Here is a 19,542-nt window from a genome sequence, read left to right as displayed (position 1 = left end):
TTCATTCTGTAACTTTGCCCCATTTTACCACACCGGCATTCCATGTCCAGCCGGCGCCAGCAGAAACCATTACAATTAAATCGCCATCCTTTATTCTGCCATGCTTTAGCCCTTCAATCATAGATATGGTAACATCATTTTGCCCCAAATGCCCATAGTCTTCAAGGAATAATGATTGATCTTCCCTCAAATTTAATTCTTTTAGTATAGCATTGTGAGCGCTCCGCTTGATTTTAACCATTGCCAGATATCCTATATCCGCACGTGTATAACCACTTTTTGCAAGAGCATAATCTATCACATGATACCAGTTTTTTAAAGTAACCTTATCGAGTCTCTGCTTGAAATCTTTTGGGTCGGTTATATGAAACCACATTTCGTTAACATCTTCGGGCTTCATAGGCCATTTTTTGCTTCCACCTACCGGGACTACAAAATCTTCGGAGAATGAACCATCAACCACATGGGCTGTTGCTAACACCTCATTATACCCGTAATTTTTTCTTAGCACTACAGCTGACCCGCCAGCACCGATGTCGTATAAAAAAGCCCCTTCTTTGTATTTCAAATTAATGAGATCGCAATTGCGGTAACCACTAACCAAAAGAACAGTATTTACATCATCTCTTGAGAGCAATATTGCCTTTCCAAGTTCTAATCCTACAATTCTAGAACCACACATAGATTCCATATCAAATCCCCATGCATTTACCGCTCCAATTTCATGACATACTTTTGCGAAAGCTAACCAGCAAGGGTAATCCTTGTGCTGAGCTCCGTCCCAAATAACCACATCAATTTCCTTAGGATCAATCCCTGCATCTTCTATGGCCCTTTTAGCAGCAATTATCCCCATATAACTGGTAGTATCATCAGGACCGGGCATTGGCTTCCTTTTTACGCCTACTTTTTCAATAAAAACTTCTAATGGCATTCCCGATTCCTTTGCCATTTCTTCAGCACTCCAGAAATTATCCGGAATATACATTCCCATACCCGCAATACCTACATGTGTTCTCATTGCAGCATCCCCCTCCTATATAATTAAACCACCGCTTACCTCTACAATAGCACCATTCACGTAACTTGCCTCATCAGAAGCAAGAAAAGCAAAAACATTTGCTACTTCTTCTGGTTTTCCAAGCCTTCTCATCGGGACTTTCTCTTCCATAGCCTGCAATACCTTTTCCGGCATAGATTTTAATATTGGTGTAGCAATAAATCCAGGGCACACCGCATTACACCTTATCCCTTTGCGCCCCAATTCTTTTGCCCAGGTCCTTGTCATACCAATTAAAGCTGCTTTAGAAGCAGCATAATTTGTCTGTCCAAAGTTGCCATAAAGACCTACTATCGAAGAAGTATTTAATATTACCCCTGAGTTTTGCGATATCATTATATCAATGACAGCCCTTGTGCAAAGAAAAACCCCCTTTAGATTTACATTTATTACCTGTTCGAACTGCTCATCGCTCATTTTATAGAGCTGAGCATCCTTAACAATGCCAGCATTGTTTACAAGCACATCGACTCTTTTGTAATTTTCCATAATTTTTGAAACCATTTTATTTATTTGGTCTTTTTGTGTGACATCTACTTTAAAACCTTCTGCCATGTTTCCTTTTTGTTTTATTATATTCACCGTTTCTTCAATAGCATTTTCATTTATATCAGCTACGGCTACAACAGCACCTTCCTCTGCAAATTTGATAGCCGTAGCCCTACCAATACCATCTCCACCTCCAGTCACGATGCATATTTTATCTTTTAACCTCATAAATTTTCCTCCTTTTTTTGGTATTTTATGTTTGCTCTTTAACAATTAGTTTTGCAAAATATATGCCATTTAAAAATAAAAAAATTGGCCGTGATTTATAAAGTCTTCATGGCCAATTTTATATTAAAAGCAATGTTTAATTTTAATAACATGTCCTGTTATCAGTACACTCGTTAGGTGTTGTTAAATTGGCATAATTCAATAAAATGTCCTTATATCAGGACAAATTATTTTTATCTTCTTTATTTAAATTATTTTCTAAATTGTATTTTTTCAGTTTTTCATATAGTCTGGAACGACTTATTTTTAGAATTTTTGCAGCCAATCGCTTATTTCCTTTAGTATACCTCAGACAATCCTTTATTGCCTCTTTTTCAGCTTGTTCAACAACCTTTCTAAGACTATAATCAAAAGTTATTTCTGTAAAGAACCTTTGTTTCTTAGCTTCGGGCCTTGTGATGTAAATAGGGAGATGTTCTTGCGAGATATAATCCGAATCTGTAAGATTTATGGCCCTTTCCAGCACATTTTCTAGTTCTCGTACATTTCCCGGCCAGGAATATCCTTTTAACAGCTCCACTGCTTCCTTCGAAATACCAGAAATATATTTCCCCATCTGATTAGACAGCTTTTTTAAAAGATAATTTGCTAATATTTCAATGTCTTCAAGTCTTTCTCTAAGCGGTGGTATTTCAATTGTCATAACATTAATTCTATAGTAAAGATCTTCCCTAAACTTATTCTCCTTCACAAGCTTTTTCAAGTCTTTGTTTGTAGCGGCTATAATACGCACATCGACAGGGATTGGTGTTATACCTCCAACTCTATCTATCTCTTTTTCTTGAAGTACTCTGAGAATTTTTGCCTGCATTCCCAGTGGCATTTCTGATATCTCATCAAGGAATATGGTACCTTTGTTTGCCAGCTCAAATTTCCCAATTTTCCCACCTTTTTTAGCACCCGTAAAAGCACCTTCTTCATACCCAAATAGTTCCGATTCTAATAGCTCTGATGGTATAGCTGCACAGTTAATTTTTACAAAAGGAAAATTATTTCTCCTGCTGTCGTTATGTATAGCGTGAGCAAACAGTTCTTTCCCTGTTCCACTCTCTCCTAAGAGCAAAATATTGGAGTCAGTCGCTGCAGCTTTTCTTGCAAGAAATTTTGCTCTTTTCATTTTTTCACTTTCTCCAATAATATTTTCCCAAGAATATCTGGCTCCTGTTAGTTCTTTTAAACGTGTTTTATAAAGATCTAATTCCGATTCTAGTAATTTATTTTTTTTGATAGTTTCTTCAAATTCTGCTATATCTTTGAAAAGAACCATTCCAAATCCATAAATAACATTACCATCATCATCCATAACCGGAATCCTGTGTACAATTGCAGTTTTTCCGTTTTTGAAACGATGCTTCCATGCAATCTCTGCTTTTTTCGTTTTAAATACATAAGGAAATCTAGTATTTTCATCTATATCATAAACTCTTCTCCCTATCATCTCCTCTTTTGAATAGCCTAAAAACTCACAAAAGCTATTATTTATAACCTTTACTTTTGTTTCCCTGTCAACTAATATCATTGGAATTGGAATAGGGTCAAATATTTTGTTCAGCATGTCTATAAGGTATTTATCCTCAAAAAAGTTTTCATTTTTTATATCTGACATTATACTCACTCCTGATTATAAAAAACAGGTTAGACAGATTTATTCTATCTAACCTGCTTAATTTAATTTAACCTTTCATTACCATCTCTTTTATTTTCATCAGCCGCGTTCTGTTACCTCTCTCGTTTTCATCCAATTTCATTGTAATATATTTTATTGTCTCCTGAAGCTGAGGAATCATCACGTACTCTAAAGCATTTACCCTTCTTCGGGTCTTTTCGATTTCGTCGGCCATAAGCTGGCAGGCCTTTTCCATTTCGGCAAGTTTAAGCATTTTGGGAAGAAGCTCTGCCAAAGTGGAAATGGCTCCATCCAGCTCGCCAGAGGTGCTTGAAAACCCATAGGGATATAAGCTCTTTACTTCGCTTTTTTCTATGACTATTCTGGGAATATTTACGCTCATTATATTCTGGCTCTTTATATTTATACCAACCGTAGCTGCAGGGATTAAAAGACTTTCTTCCAGCACCTTTGAGGGCATCTGACTCCTGGCCATCGTAAAATTCTTAAAGGCCTGCACCAGCTCCCTCTCTACTTCTTCCCTCAGCTCTTTATTTTGTTTTACCATGTCGATGAACTTTTTTATAAGCTCATCCTGTTTATCCTTTAAGAGCTTGTGACCTCTTTTTGCGGTCACAAGCCTTCTTTTTAACCTGGTTAATTCCATTCGGGTAGGGTTTACCCGTAATTCCATAATTATTCTTCTCCTTTTTTAGGTAGATATTTTTCGATATATTCGTCCCTGATACGTTTAAGCTCAGCTTTGGGTAATATCGTGAGAAGTTCCCAGCCAATGTTAAGGGTTTCTTCTATGCTCCTGTCTTCATCCTCCCTTTGAGCCACATACCTTCTTTCGAATTCATCCGCAAATTTTGCGTAAAGTTTATCGGTATCTGACAGTGCAGCTTCACCAAGGATTACCGCTAATTCCTTTGCCTGTTTACCCCGGGCATAGGAAGCAAAAAGCTGGTTCATGGTATCCGCATGATCCTCTCTCGTCTTCCCGCGGCCTATTCCCTTATCCTTCAAACGGGAAAGGGATGGCAGAACGTCGATTGGAGGATATATGCCCTTTCTGAAAAGTTCCCTGCTCAAAATAATCTGGCCTTCGGTGATGTAACCCGTCAGGTCGGGGATGGGATGGGTTTTATCGTCTTCCGGCATGGTCAATATAGGGATTTGAGTAATTGACCCATTTTTGCCCCTTATCCTTCCCGCTCGTTCGTAAATGGTGGAAAGGTCGGTATAAAGATACCCAGGATACCCCCTTCTTCCGGGCACTTCCTTTCTTGCTGCTGAAACTTCCCTCAACGCTTCGCAGTAGTTGGTCATATCCGTTAATATAACGAGAACGTGCATATCCTTTTCGTAAGCTAAATACTCGGCACAGGTAAGGGCCATTCTCGGAGTAGCGATCCTTTCAATAGCCGGGTCATTGGCAAGGTTTATAAAAAGCACCGAACGATCGATTGCCCCGGTTCTCTTAAAATCGCTTATGAAGTAATCGGCTTCTTCAAAGGTGATACCCATGGCTGCAAAAACTACCGCAAACTTACTTTCCGTCCCCAGTACCTTTGCCTGTCTTGCTATTTGAGCTGCTAACTGAGAATGGGGAAGACCGGATCCCGAGAAAATAGGAAGTTTTTGTCCTCTTACCAGAGTATTCAAGCCGTCAATGGCGGAAATACCCGTTTGAATAAATTCGGAAGGATAATCCCTTGCCGCAGGGTTTATAGGGTTGCCGTTAATATCCAATTTCTTTTCCGGTATTATCTTGGGGCCATTGTCCTTCGGTCTTCCGAAACCATCAAAAACCCTGCCCAGCATATCCAGGGAAACGCCGAGTTCTATGCTTTTCCCAAGGAATCTTACTTTACAGTCATTTATATTAAGCCCGGTAGAACCTTCAAAAAGCTGAACGAGTGCTTTATCTCCGTTTACTTCCAGAACCTGGCCCCTCCTTATTTCCCCCTGGCCGGTCTCAATCTCCACGAGCTCGTTGTATTTTACTCCTTCCACACCTTCCACAAGCATTAGAGGGCCCGCTATTTCCCTTGCCGTTTTATATTCCTTAAGCATATACTTCACCCCCTTCGAGGAGCCCTGCGATTTCTTCCTTAATTTGCTCTTCAATTTCGTCGAAAATTGCAATATCCTCTTCTTTTACGTACTTTGCCCTGGCTATTCTTTCCCTGACCGGAAGTTTTTCCAGTTTTACAAAAGGTGCTCCTTTATCCAGAGCCTTCTGTGCTTCCTCGTAGAATAAAAGTATTAATTTCAGCATCCTGAATTGCTTTTGAAGGGAGGTGTAGGTATCCACTTCGTGAAAAGCGTTTTGATGCAGGAAATCTTCCCTTATGGAACGGGCTACTTCCAGTATAAGCCTATCTTTGGTGGAAAGCGCATCTATACCTACCAACCTCACGATTTCCTGAAGGTTAGCTTCATCCTGCAATAACCGGATGGCCGTTGCCCTTAATTCTCCCCAGCTCCTGTCTATCTTACCGTTCATATACTTTTCTACGGTATCCGAATACAGGGAGTAGCTGGTCAACCAGTTTATTGCTGGGAAATGTCTCGCATAAGCCAGCTGTGCATCAAGGGCCCAGAATACCTTCACTACCCTGAGGGTAGCCTGAGTAACCGGCTCGGAAAGGTCTCCGCCGGGCGGTGAAACCGCACCTACTACGGTAAGCGCCCCTTCTCTTTCATCCTTACCAAGACAAATTACCCTGCCCGCTCTTTCGTAAAACTCCGCCAAGCGCCTTGACAGATATGCAGGATAACCCTCTTCACCGGGCATTTCTTCAAGTCGTCCCGACATTTCCCTTAAAGCTTCTGCCCATCGAGATGTAGAGTCCGCCATAAGTGCTACGCTGTATCCCATATCCCTGAAATATTCTGCAATGGTAATACCGGTGTAAATGGAAGCTTCGCGGGCTGCTACCGGCATGTTAGAGGTATTGGCAATGAGTACAGTTCGTTTCATAAGGGGTTCTCCCGTTTTCGGGTCCTTCAATTCGGGGAACTCCATCAATACGTCCGTCATCTCGTTACCGCGCTCACCGCACCCTATATAAACTACTATTTCCGCATCCGCCCACTTTGCTAACTGATGCTGGACAACGGTCTTTCCGCTTCCGAAGGGCCCCGGTATACAGGCGGTTCCTCCCTTTGTTACCGGAAACAAAGTATCTATAACCCTTTGCCCCGTTGCCATGGGGATTTCGGGGGGAAGTTTTTGTTTATAGGGCCTCGTCTTTCGAACGGGCCATTTTTGCATCATTGTTACATCAACTACGGTACCATCATCTTTTCTTATTTTAGCAACAACTTCGGTAACCGTGAATTCCCCTTCCTTTATTTCCTCTACCACTCCCTCTACATAAGGGGGAACCATTATCCTGTGCTCTACGATGACGGTTTCCTGGACTGTACCCAGGATATCTCCGCCGGTAACCCTATCTCCCTTTTTCGCTACAGGTTTAAAATACCACTTCTTTTCCCTGTTCAATGCGGGAACATCTATACCTCTTGTAATAAAGCTGCCAGCTCGATTTACGATCACATCAAGAGGTCTTTGAATACCATCAAAAATGCCTTCAAGCATTCCCGGTCCCAATTCTACGCTGAGAGGCTGCCCTGTTGATACCACAGGGTCGCCTGGTCCAATTCCCGAAGTTTCTTCGTAAACCTGAATGGATACCCTTTCTCCTCTTATTTCGATAACTTCCCCAATAAGTCCCTGATGCCCTACCCTTACCACGTCGAACATCTTTGCTTCGGGCAAATTGGTGGCTACTACCAGCGGACCGGAAACCTTGACTACTACACCCTGGCTCATTCCCTTCCCTCTCTTTCAAATATGATATCTACTCCAATAGCTTTTTCCACAGATTTCTTAACACTGTTAATCCCAATGCCCAGCGTACCTCTGTTGCTCGGAATTAATGTAATTATAGGCAGTAACTTCTCTCTAAAAACGCTTAATTTATCTTCCATTTTTGCTGCCAGCTGTTCCGTGACAAATATTACCGCGTAATTTTCCTTGGAAAGTTTAAGCAATTTTTCATAAGCTTCCTTCTCGTCTATGGCAGGGAAGGTGTCTACTCCTATGGATTTGAAGGAAAGTACCGTATCCTTATCCCCGATAACTCCTATCTTATACATAAAGTTCTCTCAACCTCTCCTCTATAAAATCTTCCTTAATCCCATTTATCTTCCCTACCAGAATAATTCTTAAAACCTTTATTTCATGTTCCTTGGCTCCCAAATACCCTATCACCGGTTCTATACCGAAGGGTTTATAAAGCCCTTTCTTCAAATAATTGATGAGATAATTATCCATAAGTTTCTCATAATGGGATGGATTTTTTGTTTCCATCCAGTTTTCTATTCCTTCCTTAATTACACCGTAATAGTCCTTTGAAGATAGTGATTCTGCCAGTTCCTCAATAGGTTCCTGAAATTTTTTCTCAAAGAATTCTACGGGTATGCTTCCTCCCGGCAATAATGCCTTTAAAAGTACCCGTAAATCCATATTCATGTTTTTAACCCTTACAAAGGTTTTTATATTTAATAAATCCACATAAGCTTTGTGGTATCCCTCTAAAAAGGGATCTTTAATATCCTTTACAATGCTTTCTAACTCCTCGAATAAAACTTTGTCCAGATAAATATCTATTTGCTGAGGATCGAGAGTTTCTTCGTAAATTGCCATCGCCTTATTAAAAGCATCCTGAATATTCTTCGGCAGTTCATCGGATTTTTCTTCATAAGCAAACTTTATATAGTGTTCTGCGGGTAAACCCAATTTTGAAAAATACTCTTTTTTTAAGTCCCCCATTATTTTTCCTTTAACGCATACTTTCAGGTTGTGGTAATCGTACTTCAATGTAAAATACCTTATTATCCTGTTATCTTTAATGGAATCGGAAATGGTTTTTAACGTCTTTAATAAATTATTTTCCAGAACCTCTTCAAATTCATAAATGTTATCTATTTCTCCGAAATCCTCGGCGTAAGCGGTGTCGCCAAGAGCTTTTATTACCCCTTCTACCGACTCGGCTTCCATTAACCTGTCTACGAGGTTTTTATTTAAAAGTTTAGTTTCCAGATACCTTATTCTGCCGGAGGCATACAGAAATTCTTGCTCCTTCGGCATATTATCACTCCTCAAAAAGGATTCTTGCTATTTCGGTCTCCAGCTCTTCCCTCTTAATGGAAACCAGATAGTCAAAGCTGCCGTTAATTTCTACGTTTTTTGACCTGAGGATAAAGCCTCCGGTAATATCCTTGGAAAATGAGACTATTTTCAAATTTCCTTTCTTGCCTTTTTTTACTAATTCTTCATTTACTTTTTTAAGAAAGTCTTCCGTAATCCTTGATCTATCGTTTTCTGCAATTATCAGTTCTTCATCGCCTTCTGCACTTTCTATCAACATTTCAAAGAAAAGTTTCTTATATCTTTCTTCCTCCATTTGCCTTATTTTATCCTCGGCCTCTTTAAAAACCAGATCTATGATTTCCTGCTTTGCCTGCAAAAGCCTCTTTTTCTCTTCCAGTTCCGCCATGGAAATTATTTTCCTTTTTTCCTCTTCTGCCTGCTTTTTAGCTTTCTCCAACAGGGTGTGCTCTATTTCTTCGGCTTTTCTTTTTGCCTTTTCAAAAATCTCTTCAGCTTTTTTTTCTGCTTCGCTCAGTATTCTGGCCTTTTCCTTTTCGGCCTCCTCCATTATCTTTTCCTTTATCCTCGTTATTCCCTGCATTTTAAGCACTCCTTAAAATTTAATGCCAAAGAGCATGAGTATTGAGGCAAGGAGTGAAAGAACCGCATAGGTTTCAACCATAGCTGCGTAGGTAATACCTTTTGCCAGTTCTTCGGGCCTTTTCGCAATAATACCTACACCGGCTGCTGCAGCTCTCGCCTGGGCAATGGCTGAAAGAAGCCCTACTATTGCAATGGGAAGGCATGCTGCGAAAACCAGTAAGCCCTGATAGATATTAAGCGATACCAGCCCTCCGCCAAGTAATCCAATTTTCTGCATGGCTACGAACCCCGTCAAAAGTCCGTAAATGCCCTGCGTACCGGGAAGTGCCTGTAAGATAAGAGTCTGGCTGAATTTATTGGGGTCTTCCGTTACCACTCCTGCAGCAGCTTCACCCACCATTCCTACTCCTTTTGCCGAACCCACACCCGGCAAAAATACCGCCATAGCAGCTCCCAATAGTGCAATTACTTGACCAATTGTGATTTCCATAATGTACCTCCTCCTTAAGATGAAAATGTAATTTTTTATTCATTTATATCATTCATTTATATCCACGTAATTGGTTTTAACCCTTAACGGGTCGAAAGGTTTTCCACCGCCATCGTAAAATTTGCTGAAAAACTCAATATACTGGAGACGGCTGCTGTGAACATAAGCACCCAGTGCGTTTACCGCAACGTTAAATAGATGTCCTCCCGCCATTATCACAAACATGAAAATATACCCTATTAAATTTACCCCCACCAGTCTTGCCATGGTATTTATTACCATTGCTATAACTCCGGTGGCGAGGCCTAAAGCCAGAAGTCTTGAATAGGACAGGACATCACTTAAATAACCGGTAACATTGTACAGGCTCAAGAGTCCGGAAGTGAACTTTTTTATTACACTTCTTTGCGTTCTCCCCTGGGTTAATACCAGGCCAATAGCCCCGGCCATTGCAATGTACTTTGCAAAACCGGCTGTTTGCGGAAAAGCAAACATAACAAGCCCGCTTAAGAAAACCAGCCACAAACCCTGGTCCATCAAGGCATCTGCCATTTTACCGTTTCTTATATTTTTATAAGCGCTCAGAATTATTCCGAAGTAAATCTGAATCAATCCTAAAGCAAAGCTAAGGTACATCACCGCTAAAGGATTATCTAATGGGTTAAGCCATAGAGGCGGCAATTTTATCAAATCGCCAAACCAGCTGCCGAATATGGCTCCCCAGATAAATGTAGAAATTCCTCCTAAGAATAAAAGTTCTACCAGTTTCCTGGCCATGCCGGATATTTTCAGTTTCATCATTGCAAAGCCGGAAAGCAGGGATAACACAAGTCCATATCCTGCATCGCTCACCATCATGCCAAAAAATACAAAGTAGAAAGGTGCCATAAAAATATTTGGGTCTATACCCCTGGGATCGGGGAGGCTGTAAAGTTCTGTAACCAGCTCGAAGGGTGTGACAATCCTCGGGTTTTTAAGAAGTACCGGGAAGTTTTCATCCTCAGCGGGATCTTCAAAATCCACATAAATTGCATCGCTGGCATTCTTTAATTGATGCTCTACTTTTTCTACTTCAGGTTCGGGTACCCAGGCCTGCATGTAAAAACTACTTTCAGTATCCTGAGCCCGGTAATAGCTGAGCCTTTTTTCCTTTTCATTCGCATAATAATCGTATAAAATCTTGAAAGTCATTAAATACTCGCTGAGGTTTTTTATTTCCTCGTGTATTTTACCCCTTGATTTTTCAATTTCCGATAGCTTTTCCTTTAATTTCGCTACTGCTTCAGCAGGTGTCCCATTAAATTCAGCAAAATCGTATATATTAACAGAAAAATCCTTTAATATTCCTTCCACCCTATCTTCTGCATCCTTGTGATATGCAATTAAAATATAGGATTCATCCTTACCTTCGTTTATTAATATTGCTTCTGCAGGAAGTTCCCCTTCTCTCATTTTTGATATAAAGTCATTATATACTCGTGCAGGAATCGACCCGGCTACAAATTTTGCCCTTCGGGTTTCACCCAGTTCCTGCAACGGTATATCCATCTTTTCCCAGGGCAAAAGAAAATCTATGCTGTTTTTTACCTTTGCTTCTTCTCCTTTTAATTGGGATAGTTTCCTGTCGTATTCACTTAACTTGTCTATAACTGAAAAATACTCATCTTCTTTGCTGATGAGCTGTGAGAGGTCTTGCTTGGATATTTTAGGTTTACCCGTAAAAAGAATATTTTGCTCTTTTACAAAGGGTCTTACAAGTTCAATGGCAAACTTTAATTTGTTCAATTTTGCATCTATTTCGCTGATTTCCCTACCAAAATCCCTGAGTTCCTCTTCTTCCTTCAAATCAATGATCTCCGCAGAACCAAGTTTCTGAAGCACATCCAAAAGGATATACTTCTCCTTCTTAAGCCCAAAAAGGTGCATTTTTTTCATTTTAACTATTGCCATAGAAATTCACTACCTTTTCCAGAATTAATTCGGAGGCTTTTTCTATCCTGGGTCTGGTATTGTTTAAAATTTCACGAATTTTCTCATCATACATCCTTTTAATCCTTTCAACCTCTTTTTTAGCTTCCCCGCGAGCCTCCTCCAAAAGTAAAGCTCCCTTCTCCTCAGCTTCCTTTCTAACCTTCAGTAAAAATTCTTCCGCTTCCTCATTCGCCTTATTTATTCGAGCTTTAGCTTCCTTCTCTGCTTCCTCTATAATGTATTTTGCCTTCTGCTCGGTCTCCTTTATATCATCCAGGTACTCCTTCAATAATCAACACCTCCTTTATATCATAGGTTATTTGGGCTTTTTCCTGAATTCTTCTGACAGTATTCGATAAGCACTGGCTATCCCGGAAATAATTCCGAGAACCGTGCCTATTAATAAAAATAATATCTCGGTTTTTAATTTTCTATCCAAAAAAGCTCCAAAATATGCACCAGCGCCTATCGGCAATGCAAAATTAAACCCAATTTGTAATATTTGAAATATTTTCTGCAGGGATTTTGGTTCTTTCATATGCGTAATTATACAATAATTAAAAAAAAAATTCAAACCGCATTTTATCTTAAAAAATTTTATTTTATTTTAACTTTCCAGTTTAATTTATCAATTTACCCGGTTAAATTACATATTTTGTGATAGTGATAAGTTGCACTAAGTTTATTAAAAAAATTTTCTATATCAATCATAATTTAATTTCCATTATAATTTACTGCCCTTTATCTTTTTTCAAAAATATTTTTCAAAAACCCTTTTTTATTTTTTTCTTCAATTAAATTTTCATCGATTTTATTATTAAATCTTTCCTTTAAATTAATTTTCCTAATCAAATTTTCTTTTATATCATCTTTCTTATCAATGGGGATTTCTTTTTCCTGCCCCGAAGTGTTCATTTCTAAAACTTTTTTTGCCCCTCCGTTATTCTTTCCTTCGGTATTCTCTTTTTCATCCACGTTTTCATTCTTATCTTTCTCTATATCCTTTTCATCACCCTTTTTCTGGGACTTCTCTCCCCCCAGAATTTCTTTATTCTCATTCTTTATCTCCTTTAAGAGATTCTTTATAGGCTTATTTTTCACTTCTTCTAAGGTTATCCCGGGATTTTTTTCCTTAATCTTTTCGTAAATATAAAGTTTTCCCGGTGAAATGCCCATTTTTCTTGCATCGTCATGCTTTTTAATGGAAACTTCTTCAATAATAATTTCCACGTCCTTCGTATCCTTTGAGGTATCCTGTGCCATCGTAAGGGGCGAAGACTGCACCAACATTTTAACACTACCTTCACTCGCCCTGATCTCTTTGTTTGCCGCCTCTTTTACGGCATTTTTTAATGCTTCTTTAATCTTTTCAGTATTTTTTCCTCTATCCCTCCGGGAAATGGTAAACATCACTGCCGGGTTTTCTCCATCCAAGTATTTTCCCATCTTTGCCCTGTCTATAAATATCCTGACCGCATCCTCTAAAGGCTTGTTTTTAAATATATTTTTGTCTTCTACAAGCCGGGCACTGTCATCATTGTAAAATTTTACATCCACCACCCTGCCCAATCTGTTTACTCCGAATTCCAAACTGGGATTAATATCTATTGAAACGTAAAAGGCCGGTGTCATTACGGCGTAATATAAGGAAACCGCAATAAGGCAAATTGCCAAAAAAACCGCTGCAGATAGGGCGTAATTTTTCAAAAAACGGCTTACACCGATGTTTTCAACCTCCACCTCTTCGCCCACATTGTAAATGCACCCGTTTTTTAATTTTATTACCTTAAAATCCCCATCCTTACATAAAACTACCGCACTATTCCCTTTTATTTCGAGGATTATACCTTTCAATCTTCAAACCTCCAGTCAATGTATTCTCTCAGATAATTATAATCTCCTTTCAATATCAAAACCCCTGCTATTATATAATTTCGACACCTCTCTATTTTTTTTCTATGTATTTTCATCCCCGAAGCGATTTTTTCTACAGGAAGATATTTCTTTTTTATAATTACTTCCAGCAAATCCTTGTTTTCAAGAATGAAGTGGATTATCCTGCTGCACTCTTTTTTCGTAGCCTTTATCTTGGGCGAGCTCTTTGCTACATCGAATAAATTAATACCAAAATCCTCTAATTCTTTTTTGAAAGCTTCGATCTCCAGCCTTCTTAGATAAGAAATTTCTTTCTCCTCATATATCTCCAGGGAACGAGCCGAGCTCATTTTATCAAAAGCTTCTTCGTCCTCTTCCTCCTCATCCTTTGACAAATACAATATCTTTGACTTTTCCCTTCGTTCCTTCCGGTAATAGTCTATCAACCTGTTTTTTATAACTCCTCTTGCAAAGGAAAGAAAATTTCCTTTATCAATATCGTACTTAACTATAGCCTCATTAAATGCCATCAAGGCAATGCTCAATTCATCATCGCACCCATACTCTACTTTTCTCCCCGTAATGCTTTCTACACAGGATGCAATAAAAGGTTTGTATTCTTCAATAAATTCATTCAATCTCTCTTTTTCATTTTTTATGCTCTTAACCCTTTCGTTAATTGAGTTAAATTCCATTTTTTCCTCCCAAAAGACGAATTAAATCAATAAAAATAAAATTTATAAATTAATTATACCAGATTATTAATTCGTAAAATATTCCTAGAAAAAAGAAGAATTTTTTAATAACGAAAGCTTTAAAAAAAAGAAGGAATATACCTTAAATATAATATATTCCTTCTCAATATCTTATGGTAACGGGTAACTTTATCCCTCAGGTTCAAATTCCTCGGGTCTTTTGCTTCTAATACCAAAATGGTAAAGGATGCTTTCTACAATCCTTTTGGATGCAAAGCCGTCCCCGTAAGGGTTCACCGCACTGGCCATTTTCATGTATTCTTTTTGATCATAAAGTAAAATCCGGGCGTGTTTTAAAATATTTTCACAGCTCGTTCCTATAACCTTAACCGTACCGGCTTTTACAGCCTCCGGTCTTTCGGTTTCATTCCTTAAAACCAGCACCGGCTTTCCCAAGGAGGGGGCTTCTTCTTGCAAACCACCCGAATCGGTCAGCACAAAGAAGGATTTAGCCATGAGGTTGTGAAGTTCGTCGGTATCAAGGGGCTCAAGCAAAATGACGTTTTCCAGACCCTGCAGCACCCGGTGAACGGTATCCCAGACTGCAGGATTTAAATGTACCGGGTAAACGATGCATACATCCTTTTCCGCCGACAGGTGTTTAAGTCCAAGGCAAATTTGCTCCAAGGGTACTCCCCAGTTCTCGCGCCTGTGGGCTGTAACCAGGATTACCCTTTTTCGTTTGTAATCAATTTTGTTTAAAACATCATTCCTGAAAATGTAATCCTCTCGCACGGTGGTTTTTAAAGCATCTATAACGGTATTCCCCGTCACGAATATACTTTCCTCTTTAACCCCTTCCCTTAAAAGGTTCTCTTTTGCGGTTTTTGTTGGAGCAAAATGAAGATCGGCTATTGCACCGGTAAGTTTTCTATTCATCTCCTCCGGAAAGGGAAGCCATTTGTTGTGAGTTCTCAAACCCGCTTCCACATGGGCCACTTTGATTTGAGAGTAAAAAGCTGCCAGTGCCCCTGCAAAGGTGGTGGTAGTGTCTCCGTGAACCAGGACCAAATCGGGCTTTTCCTTTATAAAAATTTCCTCTAAGCCTTTCAGAGCATTGCAGGTGATCTCCGAAAGGCTTTGCCTGTGCTTCATTATATCCAGATCGTAATCGGGCTTTACATCAAAAAGGCTCAACACCTGGTCGAGCATCTCCCGGTGTTGAGCTGTTACTGCAACCCTGCTCTCAAAGAATTCGGATTTCTCCAGTTCCTTCACAAGAGGGGCCATTTTAATAGCTTCAGGTCTTGTTCCGAAAACCGATATTACCTTTATCTTATCCAATTTTCATTCCCCTTTACATACCCTCGGATTTTTTGCTCTGGGAATTCAACAGCATCTTCCCGGTATAGGAGAAGGTAAACAATCCTATTGTTAAAGCAAGTAAAGCTTCCTTCATTCCTATTTTTACCATCAACACGGCACAAAGGCCGAGGACCAAACTCATGGCATAAAGGAATATAACCGCCTGCTTCTGGGAAAGCCCGTTATCAATTAAGCGATGATGGATATGTCCCCTGTCCGCCTGCATAATGGGTTTGCCGTTCATAAATCTCCTCACAATGGCAAAAGCCGTATCGAAAATGGGAAGCCCCAAAGCGAGCATGGGGACGATTAACGCTACCACAGTAGCGCTTTTTACCGCTGCATCTACGGCTACCGATGAAAGGACAAATCCCAGAAACATTGCTCCGGTATCGCCCATAAAAATTTTTGCCGGGTTAAAATTGAAGGGCAAAAAGCCGATACATGCTCCTGCCAGAAGAGCAGTAAAAATTACCGGATTTCCCTGTTTTAAGTTCAAATTGACCAATAACATGGTGATAGAAGCAATTGCAGATATACCGGCTGCCAGCCCATCCAGGCCATCAATAAAATTCAGGGTATTGGTAATACCAACTATCCAGAAAAGCGTAATGATTATGCTGTACTTCCCTATATATAGCATACCGCCGAAAGGATTTGTCACCCATTCTACCCTTATGCCAAAAGCCACGGGTATTAAAGCAGCAACTATTTGTAAAAGCAATTTTACCTTGGGTGAAAGACAGTAAATATCGTCTAAGATACCTACCGCTACAATTACCGATGAACCAATAAGTATTCCCATTACCGAAGGATTTTTCAGCGGTAAGGTCAAAAATGCCGCAAGAGTAAATCCCGCAAAAATAGCAAGACCGCCCAATCTGGGTATGGGCTTTTTATGAACCCTTCTTGTGTCCTTTGGGACATCTATAGCCCCCAATTTCCATGCCAGTTTCATGGCAAAAGGTGTAAAAATATACGAGAGGGCTGCTGCCATGAAAAAGGCGTACAAATACTTAGGCACGAAAATCGCTCCTTTTCGTCTTTATCTCTTTTATTTTAGTCCAGGCCCCCCGATTTGTCAATTTTCATTATACTGCAAAAGAAGGATTCCAGCCTCTTTTAGAAGGTTTACGGCAAACTCGTCCGGATATTCTCCTTTAAATACTATTCTTTTAACTCCTGCATTAATTAACATTTTTGCACATAAAATACAGGGCCTTGTGGTCACGTAAAGAGTCGCCCCTTTTATACTGCTTCCCAGGGCAGCAGCCTGAATTATCGCATTTTGCTCCGCGTGTAATCCCCTGCAGAGCTCATGGCGTTCCCCTGACGGTACCCCTAATTTTTCCCTCAAACACCCTATCTCTTCACAGTGGGCTAATCCCGAGGGAGCGCCGTTGTAACCGGTAGCCACTATGTGTTTGTCCTTTACCAGGACCGCTCCAACCCTTCTCCTCAAACAGGTGGACCTTGTGGATACTACCGTCGCAATTTCCATAAAATAATTATCCCAGGATGGCCTCATGCTAAAACCTTCTTTTTACTTTGTGCCAAAAAGCCTATCTCCCGCATCTCCCAAACCCGGCACTATGTAGCCATGGTCGTTCAATCTCTCATCTACAGCAGCGGTATAAATATCTACGTCCGGGTGTTTTGAATGGACAGCTTCAATCCCTTCGGGAGCAGCTATCAGACACATCAATTTTATGCTGCTGGCTCCTCTCTCTTTCAAATAGTCCACCGCCATAGTAGCGGACCCGCCTGTCGCCAGCATCGGATCAAGTATTATTAAATCCCTTTCATGAACATCCTGAGGAAGCTTGCAATAATACTCCACCGGCTTCAAGGTATCAGGATCCCTGTAAAGTCCTATATGCCCGACTTTTGCTGCCGGAATCAGTTTTAAAAGCCCGTTTACCATTCCAAGTCCTGCTCTCAAAATAGGCACAATACCGATTTTTTTCCCGGATATCATCCTGGCCTTGCAGGGGCCAATGGGGGTCTTTATTTCTACTTCTTCCAAGGGCAAATCCCGGGTAACTTCATAAGCCATCAACATAGCCAGCTCCTCCACCAGTTCCCTGAACTCCTTTGCCCCCGTGTTTTCATCCCTTATCAGGGCCAATTTATGCTGGATAAGGGGATGGTCAAAAACAAATACTTTTTTCACTATAATATACCTCCGTTTCTAAAATAAATTTAATCTTTTTTATATAGAGGATACCTTTCGCAAAGTACCTTTACCGCTTTTCTTACTTTCGCCACCTTTATTTCATCTCCCTTAGCAGTAAGGGCTATATCAATGAGTTCTGCAATCTCTTCCATCTCTTTTTCTTTCATTCCTCTTGAAGTAAGTGCAGGAGTTCCTATCCTTATACCGCTGGTGACATTGGGCTTTTGCGGGTCATAGGGTATGGCATTCTTATTTACAGTAATTCCCACCTCATCCAAATATTTTTCTGCTTCCAGCCCCGTCAGGTTTTTATTCCTCAAATCTACCAGGATCAAATGGTTATCCGTACCTCCGGAAACCAGCTGATAACCTTTGTCCAAAAGGCATTTCGCCAGAGCTTTTGCATTTTTAACCACCTGTTCCTGATAGAACCTGAATTCTTCCGATAAGGCTTCTTTTAAACAAACCGCTTTTGCTGCAATAACGTGCATCAGCGGCCCGCCCTGAATCCCGGGGAATATTGCTTTATCAATAGCCTGAGCGTACTCTTTTTTGCAAAGAATCATACCACCCCTGGGACCCCGAAGGGTTTTGTGGGTAGTAGTTGTTACAAAATCGGAAACGGGCACGGGGCTTGGATGAAGTCCCGCTGCAACCAACCCGGCTATGTGAGCCATATCCACCATTAAATAAGCTCCTACTTTTTTTGCAATTTCGGACATCCTGACGAAATCTATAATCCTGGGATAAGCGCTTGCCCCCGCCACTATCATCTTGGGTTTATGCTCCAAGGCCAGCCTTTCCACCTCATCGTAATCTATATACCCCGTCTCTTTTGAAACCCCGTAAGGTACAAAATTAAAATACTTTCCCGAGATATTGACGGGACTGCCATGGGTTAGATGTCCTCCATGAGCCAGGTTCATTCCCATTACCGTGTCTCCGGGTGTTAAAAAAGCAAAATATACAGCCATATTTGCCTGAGAACCGGAATGGGGCTGTACATTTACGTGTTCGGCCCCGAAAAGTTTTGCCGCCCTCTGCCTTGCTAATTCCTCAACTATATCCACATACTCGCATCCTCCGTAATACCTTTTGCCCGGATACCCCTCCGCATATTTGTTTGTAAGGATTGTCCCCTGGGCCTCCATTACTGCTTTACTCGTAAAATTTTCCGAGGCTATCATTTCCAGTTTGTATTGCTGCCTTAAAAGTTCCTTGTCTATAGCTTCAGCTATCTCGGGATCCACCACTCTTAAAATATCCATAAAATCACCTCTTTTTTTTTTAATTTTGTCCCTGTTCGTATTTTGTAATTTTATCAACTCTTACTTTATGCCTTCCTCCCTCGAAGGGAGTTTTTAACCATTCTTCCACAATCAAAAGGGCAAGTCCCGGTCCAATTACCCGCCCTCCCATAGCCAGAATATTTGCATCATTGTGCAGGCGGGACATGCGGGCCGAGTATACATCATTGCACAGGGCAGCCCGGATACCTTTCACCTTATTCGCTGCTATGGATATACCTATTCCCGTTCCACAAATGAGTATACCCCTTTCGAATTCTCCCTTTGCTACTTTTTCCGCCACTATTAAAGCCATATCGGGGTAATCCACCGATTCCTTTGAGAATGTCCCAAAATCCTGGAAGTCATACCCTTTTTCCTTTAAAAATTCCACCACTTTTTCCTTTAATTCATACCCTCCATGGTCGCTGGCAACGGCAATTTTCATTGTGCTACCTCCATTCTTATTTT

General features: G+C 40.4%; 21 protein-coding genes. All 21 read right to left on the bottom strand.

Going from position 1 to position 19,542, the window contains the following annotated elements; translation table 11 throughout:
- Window position 1 precedes the first annotated feature (1 nt).
- Complete coding sequence (locus ACPLOV_RS09105) at window positions 2–1,021, bottom strand: 3-oxoacyl-ACP synthase (RefSeq protein ID WP_424908831.1); 1,020 nt, start codon at window positions 1,019–1,021, stop codon at window positions 2–4.
- A 15-nt stretch (window positions 1,022–1,036) separates the two neighbouring features.
- Window positions 1,037–1,777, bottom strand: coding sequence for a 3-oxoacyl-ACP reductase FabG (fabG, locus tag ACPLOV_RS09100; RefSeq protein WP_424908830.1), 741 nt, complete (start codon window positions 1,775–1,777; stop codon window positions 1,037–1,039).
- 217 nt (window positions 1,778–1,994) lie between these two features.
- Window positions 1,995–3,443, bottom strand: coding sequence for a sigma-54 interaction domain-containing protein (locus ACPLOV_RS09095; RefSeq protein ID WP_424911057.1), 1,449 nt, complete (start codon window positions 3,441–3,443; stop codon window positions 1,995–1,997).
- A 67-nt stretch (window positions 3,444–3,510) separates the two neighbouring features.
- Window positions 3,511–4,140 (bottom strand): V-type ATP synthase subunit D, encoded by a 630-nt coding sequence (locus ACPLOV_RS09090; protein ID WP_424908840.1) that lies wholly within the window; start codon window positions 4,138–4,140, stop codon window positions 3,511–3,513.
- On the bottom strand, window positions 4,140–5,522 hold the full coding sequence (locus ACPLOV_RS09085; protein WP_424908828.1) for a V-type ATP synthase subunit B: 1,383 nt from the start codon (window positions 5,520–5,522) through the stop codon (window positions 4,140–4,142). The genes ACPLOV_RS09090 and ACPLOV_RS09085 overlap by 1 nt, the downstream gene beginning before the upstream one ends.
- Complete coding sequence (locus ACPLOV_RS09080) at window positions 5,515–7,287, bottom strand: ATP synthase subunit A (protein ID WP_424908827.1); 1,773 nt, start codon at window positions 7,285–7,287, stop codon at window positions 5,515–5,517. The genes ACPLOV_RS09085 and ACPLOV_RS09080 overlap by 8 nt, the downstream gene beginning before the upstream one ends.
- Window positions 7,284–7,613 carry a V-type ATP synthase subunit F gene (locus ACPLOV_RS09075; protein ID WP_424908826.1) on the bottom strand — a complete coding sequence of 110 codons (330 nt, stop codon included), beginning with the start codon at window positions 7,611–7,613 and terminating at the stop codon, window positions 7,284–7,286. The genes ACPLOV_RS09080 and ACPLOV_RS09075 overlap by 4 nt, the downstream gene beginning before the upstream one ends.
- Window positions 7,606–8,607: a V-type ATP synthase subunit C gene (locus ACPLOV_RS09070; protein ID WP_424908825.1), complete on the bottom strand. Its 1,002-nt coding sequence runs from the start codon at window positions 8,605–8,607 to the stop codon at window positions 7,606–7,608. Before ACPLOV_RS09070 ends, ACPLOV_RS09075 begins: the two co-directional genes overlap by 8 nt.
- 4 nt (window positions 8,608–8,611) lie before the next feature.
- The gene (locus tag ACPLOV_RS09065) at window positions 8,612–9,211 is read right to left on the bottom strand and encodes a V-type ATP synthase subunit E (protein ID WP_424908824.1); all 600 of its coding nucleotides are present in this window, start codon (window positions 9,209–9,211) and stop codon (window positions 8,612–8,614) included.
- 12 nt (window positions 9,212–9,223) lie between these two features.
- Window positions 9,224–9,703 (bottom strand): V-type ATP synthase subunit K, encoded by a 480-nt coding sequence (locus ACPLOV_RS09060; RefSeq protein WP_068748750.1) that lies wholly within the window; start codon window positions 9,701–9,703, stop codon window positions 9,224–9,226.
- Between the two features lie 48 nt (window positions 9,704–9,751).
- Window positions 9,752–11,653, bottom strand: a complete 1,902-nt coding sequence (locus tag ACPLOV_RS09055) for a V-type ATP synthase subunit I (protein ID WP_424911056.1) — start codon at window positions 11,651–11,653, stop codon at window positions 9,752–9,754.
- Window positions 11,640–11,963, bottom strand: coding sequence for a hypothetical protein (locus tag ACPLOV_RS09050; protein ID WP_424911055.1), 324 nt, complete (start codon window positions 11,961–11,963; stop codon window positions 11,640–11,642). Before ACPLOV_RS09050 ends, ACPLOV_RS09055 begins: the two co-directional genes overlap by 14 nt.
- A gap of 27 nt (window positions 11,964–11,990) precedes the next feature.
- Window positions 11,991–12,212: an AtpZ/AtpI family protein gene (locus tag ACPLOV_RS09045; RefSeq protein WP_424908821.1), complete on the bottom strand. Its 222-nt coding sequence runs from the start codon at window positions 12,210–12,212 to the stop codon at window positions 11,991–11,993.
- A 203-nt stretch (window positions 12,213–12,415) separates the two neighbouring features.
- Window positions 12,416–13,528 carry an anti-sigma factor domain-containing protein gene (locus tag ACPLOV_RS09040; RefSeq protein WP_424911054.1) on the bottom strand — a complete coding sequence of 371 codons (1,113 nt, stop codon included), beginning with the start codon at window positions 13,526–13,528 and terminating at the stop codon, window positions 12,416–12,418.
- Window positions 13,525–14,244, bottom strand: coding sequence for an RNA polymerase sigma-I factor (gene sigI, locus ACPLOV_RS09035; RefSeq protein WP_424909851.1), 720 nt, complete (start codon window positions 14,242–14,244; stop codon window positions 13,525–13,527). The genes ACPLOV_RS09040 and sigI overlap by 4 nt, the downstream gene beginning before the upstream one ends.
- 189 nt (window positions 14,245–14,433) lie before the next feature.
- The gene (wecB, locus tag ACPLOV_RS09030) at window positions 14,434–15,588 is read right to left on the bottom strand and encodes a non-hydrolyzing UDP-N-acetylglucosamine 2-epimerase (RefSeq protein ID WP_424909850.1); all 1,155 of its coding nucleotides are present in this window, start codon (window positions 15,586–15,588) and stop codon (window positions 14,434–14,436) included.
- 13 nt (window positions 15,589–15,601) lie between these two features.
- Entirely contained in the window at window positions 15,602–16,633 is a 1,032-nt protein-coding gene (locus tag ACPLOV_RS09025) for a glycosyltransferase family 4 protein (protein ID WP_424909849.1), read from the bottom strand.
- Window positions 16,634–16,690: 57 nt separating this feature from the next.
- Window positions 16,691–17,137: a deoxycytidylate deaminase gene (locus ACPLOV_RS09020; RefSeq protein WP_068748779.1), complete on the bottom strand. Its 447-nt coding sequence runs from the start codon at window positions 17,135–17,137 to the stop codon at window positions 16,691–16,693.
- 15 nt (window positions 17,138–17,152) lie between these two features.
- A complete protein-coding gene (gene upp / locus ACPLOV_RS09015; protein ID WP_424909853.1) occupies window positions 17,153–17,785 on the bottom strand; it encodes a uracil phosphoribosyltransferase in 633 nt (210 codons plus the stop codon).
- A 26-nt stretch (window positions 17,786–17,811) separates the two neighbouring features.
- Window positions 17,812–19,053 carry a serine hydroxymethyltransferase gene (glyA, locus tag ACPLOV_RS09010; RefSeq protein WP_424909848.1) on the bottom strand — a complete coding sequence of 414 codons (1,242 nt, stop codon included), beginning with the start codon at window positions 19,051–19,053 and terminating at the stop codon, window positions 17,812–17,814.
- A 19-nt stretch (window positions 19,054–19,072) separates the two neighbouring features.
- On the bottom strand, window positions 19,073–19,519 hold the full coding sequence (rpiB, locus tag ACPLOV_RS09005) for a ribose 5-phosphate isomerase B (protein WP_424909847.1): 447 nt from the start codon (window positions 19,517–19,519) through the stop codon (window positions 19,073–19,075).
- Between the last annotated feature and the right edge of the window lie 23 nt (window positions 19,520–19,542).

The sequence above is a fragment of the Thermovenabulum sp. genome (assembly GCF_049723235.1).
In the GTDB taxonomy this organism is placed as follows: Bacteria; Bacillota; Thermosediminibacteria; order Thermosediminibacterales; family Thermosediminibacteraceae; genus Thermovenabulum.
The sequence above is the reverse complement of the archived record's forward strand: the minus strand, read 5'-3'. Positions and strand labels throughout refer to the sequence as shown.

What these genes read in the sequence shown, in the direction of transcription:
- ACPLOV_RS09105 (WP_424908831.1), bottom strand. Translation starts at nt 1,021, where the DNA reads ATGAGAACACATGTAGGTATTGCGGGTATGGGAATGTATATTCCGGAT.
- fabG (WP_424908830.1), bottom strand. Translation starts at nt 1,777, where the DNA reads ATGAGGTTAAAAGATAAAATATGCATCGTGACTGGAGGTGGAGATGGT.
- ACPLOV_RS09095 (WP_424911057.1), bottom strand. Translation starts at nt 3,443, where the DNA reads ATGTCAGATATAAAAAATGAAAACTTTTTTGAGGATAAATACCTTATA.
- ACPLOV_RS09085 (WP_424908828.1), bottom strand. Translation starts at nt 5,522, where the DNA reads ATGCTTAAGGAATATAAAACGGCAAGGGAAATAGCGGGCCCTCTAATG.
- ACPLOV_RS09080 (WP_424908827.1), bottom strand. Translation starts at nt 7,287, where the DNA reads ATGAGCCAGGGTGTAGTAGTCAAGGTTTCCGGTCCGCTGGTAGTAGCC.
- ACPLOV_RS09075 (WP_424908826.1), bottom strand. Translation starts at nt 7,613, where the DNA reads ATGTATAAGATAGGAGTTATCGGGGATAAGGATACGGTACTTTCCTTC.
- ACPLOV_RS09070 (WP_424908825.1), bottom strand. Translation starts at nt 8,607, where the DNA reads ATGCCGAAGGAGCAAGAATTTCTGTATGCCTCCGGCAGAATAAGGTAT.
- ACPLOV_RS09065 (WP_424908824.1), bottom strand. Translation starts at nt 9,211, where the DNA reads ATGCAGGGAATAACGAGGATAAAGGAAAAGATAATGGAGGAGGCCGAA.
- ACPLOV_RS09060 (WP_068748750.1), bottom strand. Translation starts at nt 9,703, where the DNA reads ATGGAAATCACAATTGGTCAAGTAATTGCACTATTGGGAGCTGCTATG.
- ACPLOV_RS09055 (WP_424911056.1), bottom strand. Translation starts at nt 11,653, where the DNA reads ATGGCAATAGTTAAAATGAAAAAAATGCACCTTTTTGGGCTTAAGAAG.
- ACPLOV_RS09045 (WP_424908821.1), bottom strand. Translation starts at nt 12,212, where the DNA reads ATGAAAGAACCAAAATCCCTGCAGAAAATATTTCAAATATTACAAATT.
- sigI (WP_424909851.1), bottom strand. Translation starts at nt 14,244, where the DNA reads ATGGAATTTAACTCAATTAACGAAAGGGTTAAGAGCATAAAAAATGAA.
- ACPLOV_RS09020 (WP_068748779.1), bottom strand. Translation starts at nt 17,137, where the DNA reads ATGAGGCCATCCTGGGATAATTATTTTATGGAAATTGCGACGGTAGTA.
- glyA (WP_424909848.1), bottom strand. Translation starts at nt 19,053, where the DNA reads ATGGATATTTTAAGAGTGGTGGATCCCGAGATAGCTGAAGCTATAGAC.
- rpiB (WP_424909847.1), bottom strand. Translation starts at nt 19,519, where the DNA reads ATGAAAATTGCCGTTGCCAGCGACCATGGAGGGTATGAATTAAAGGAA.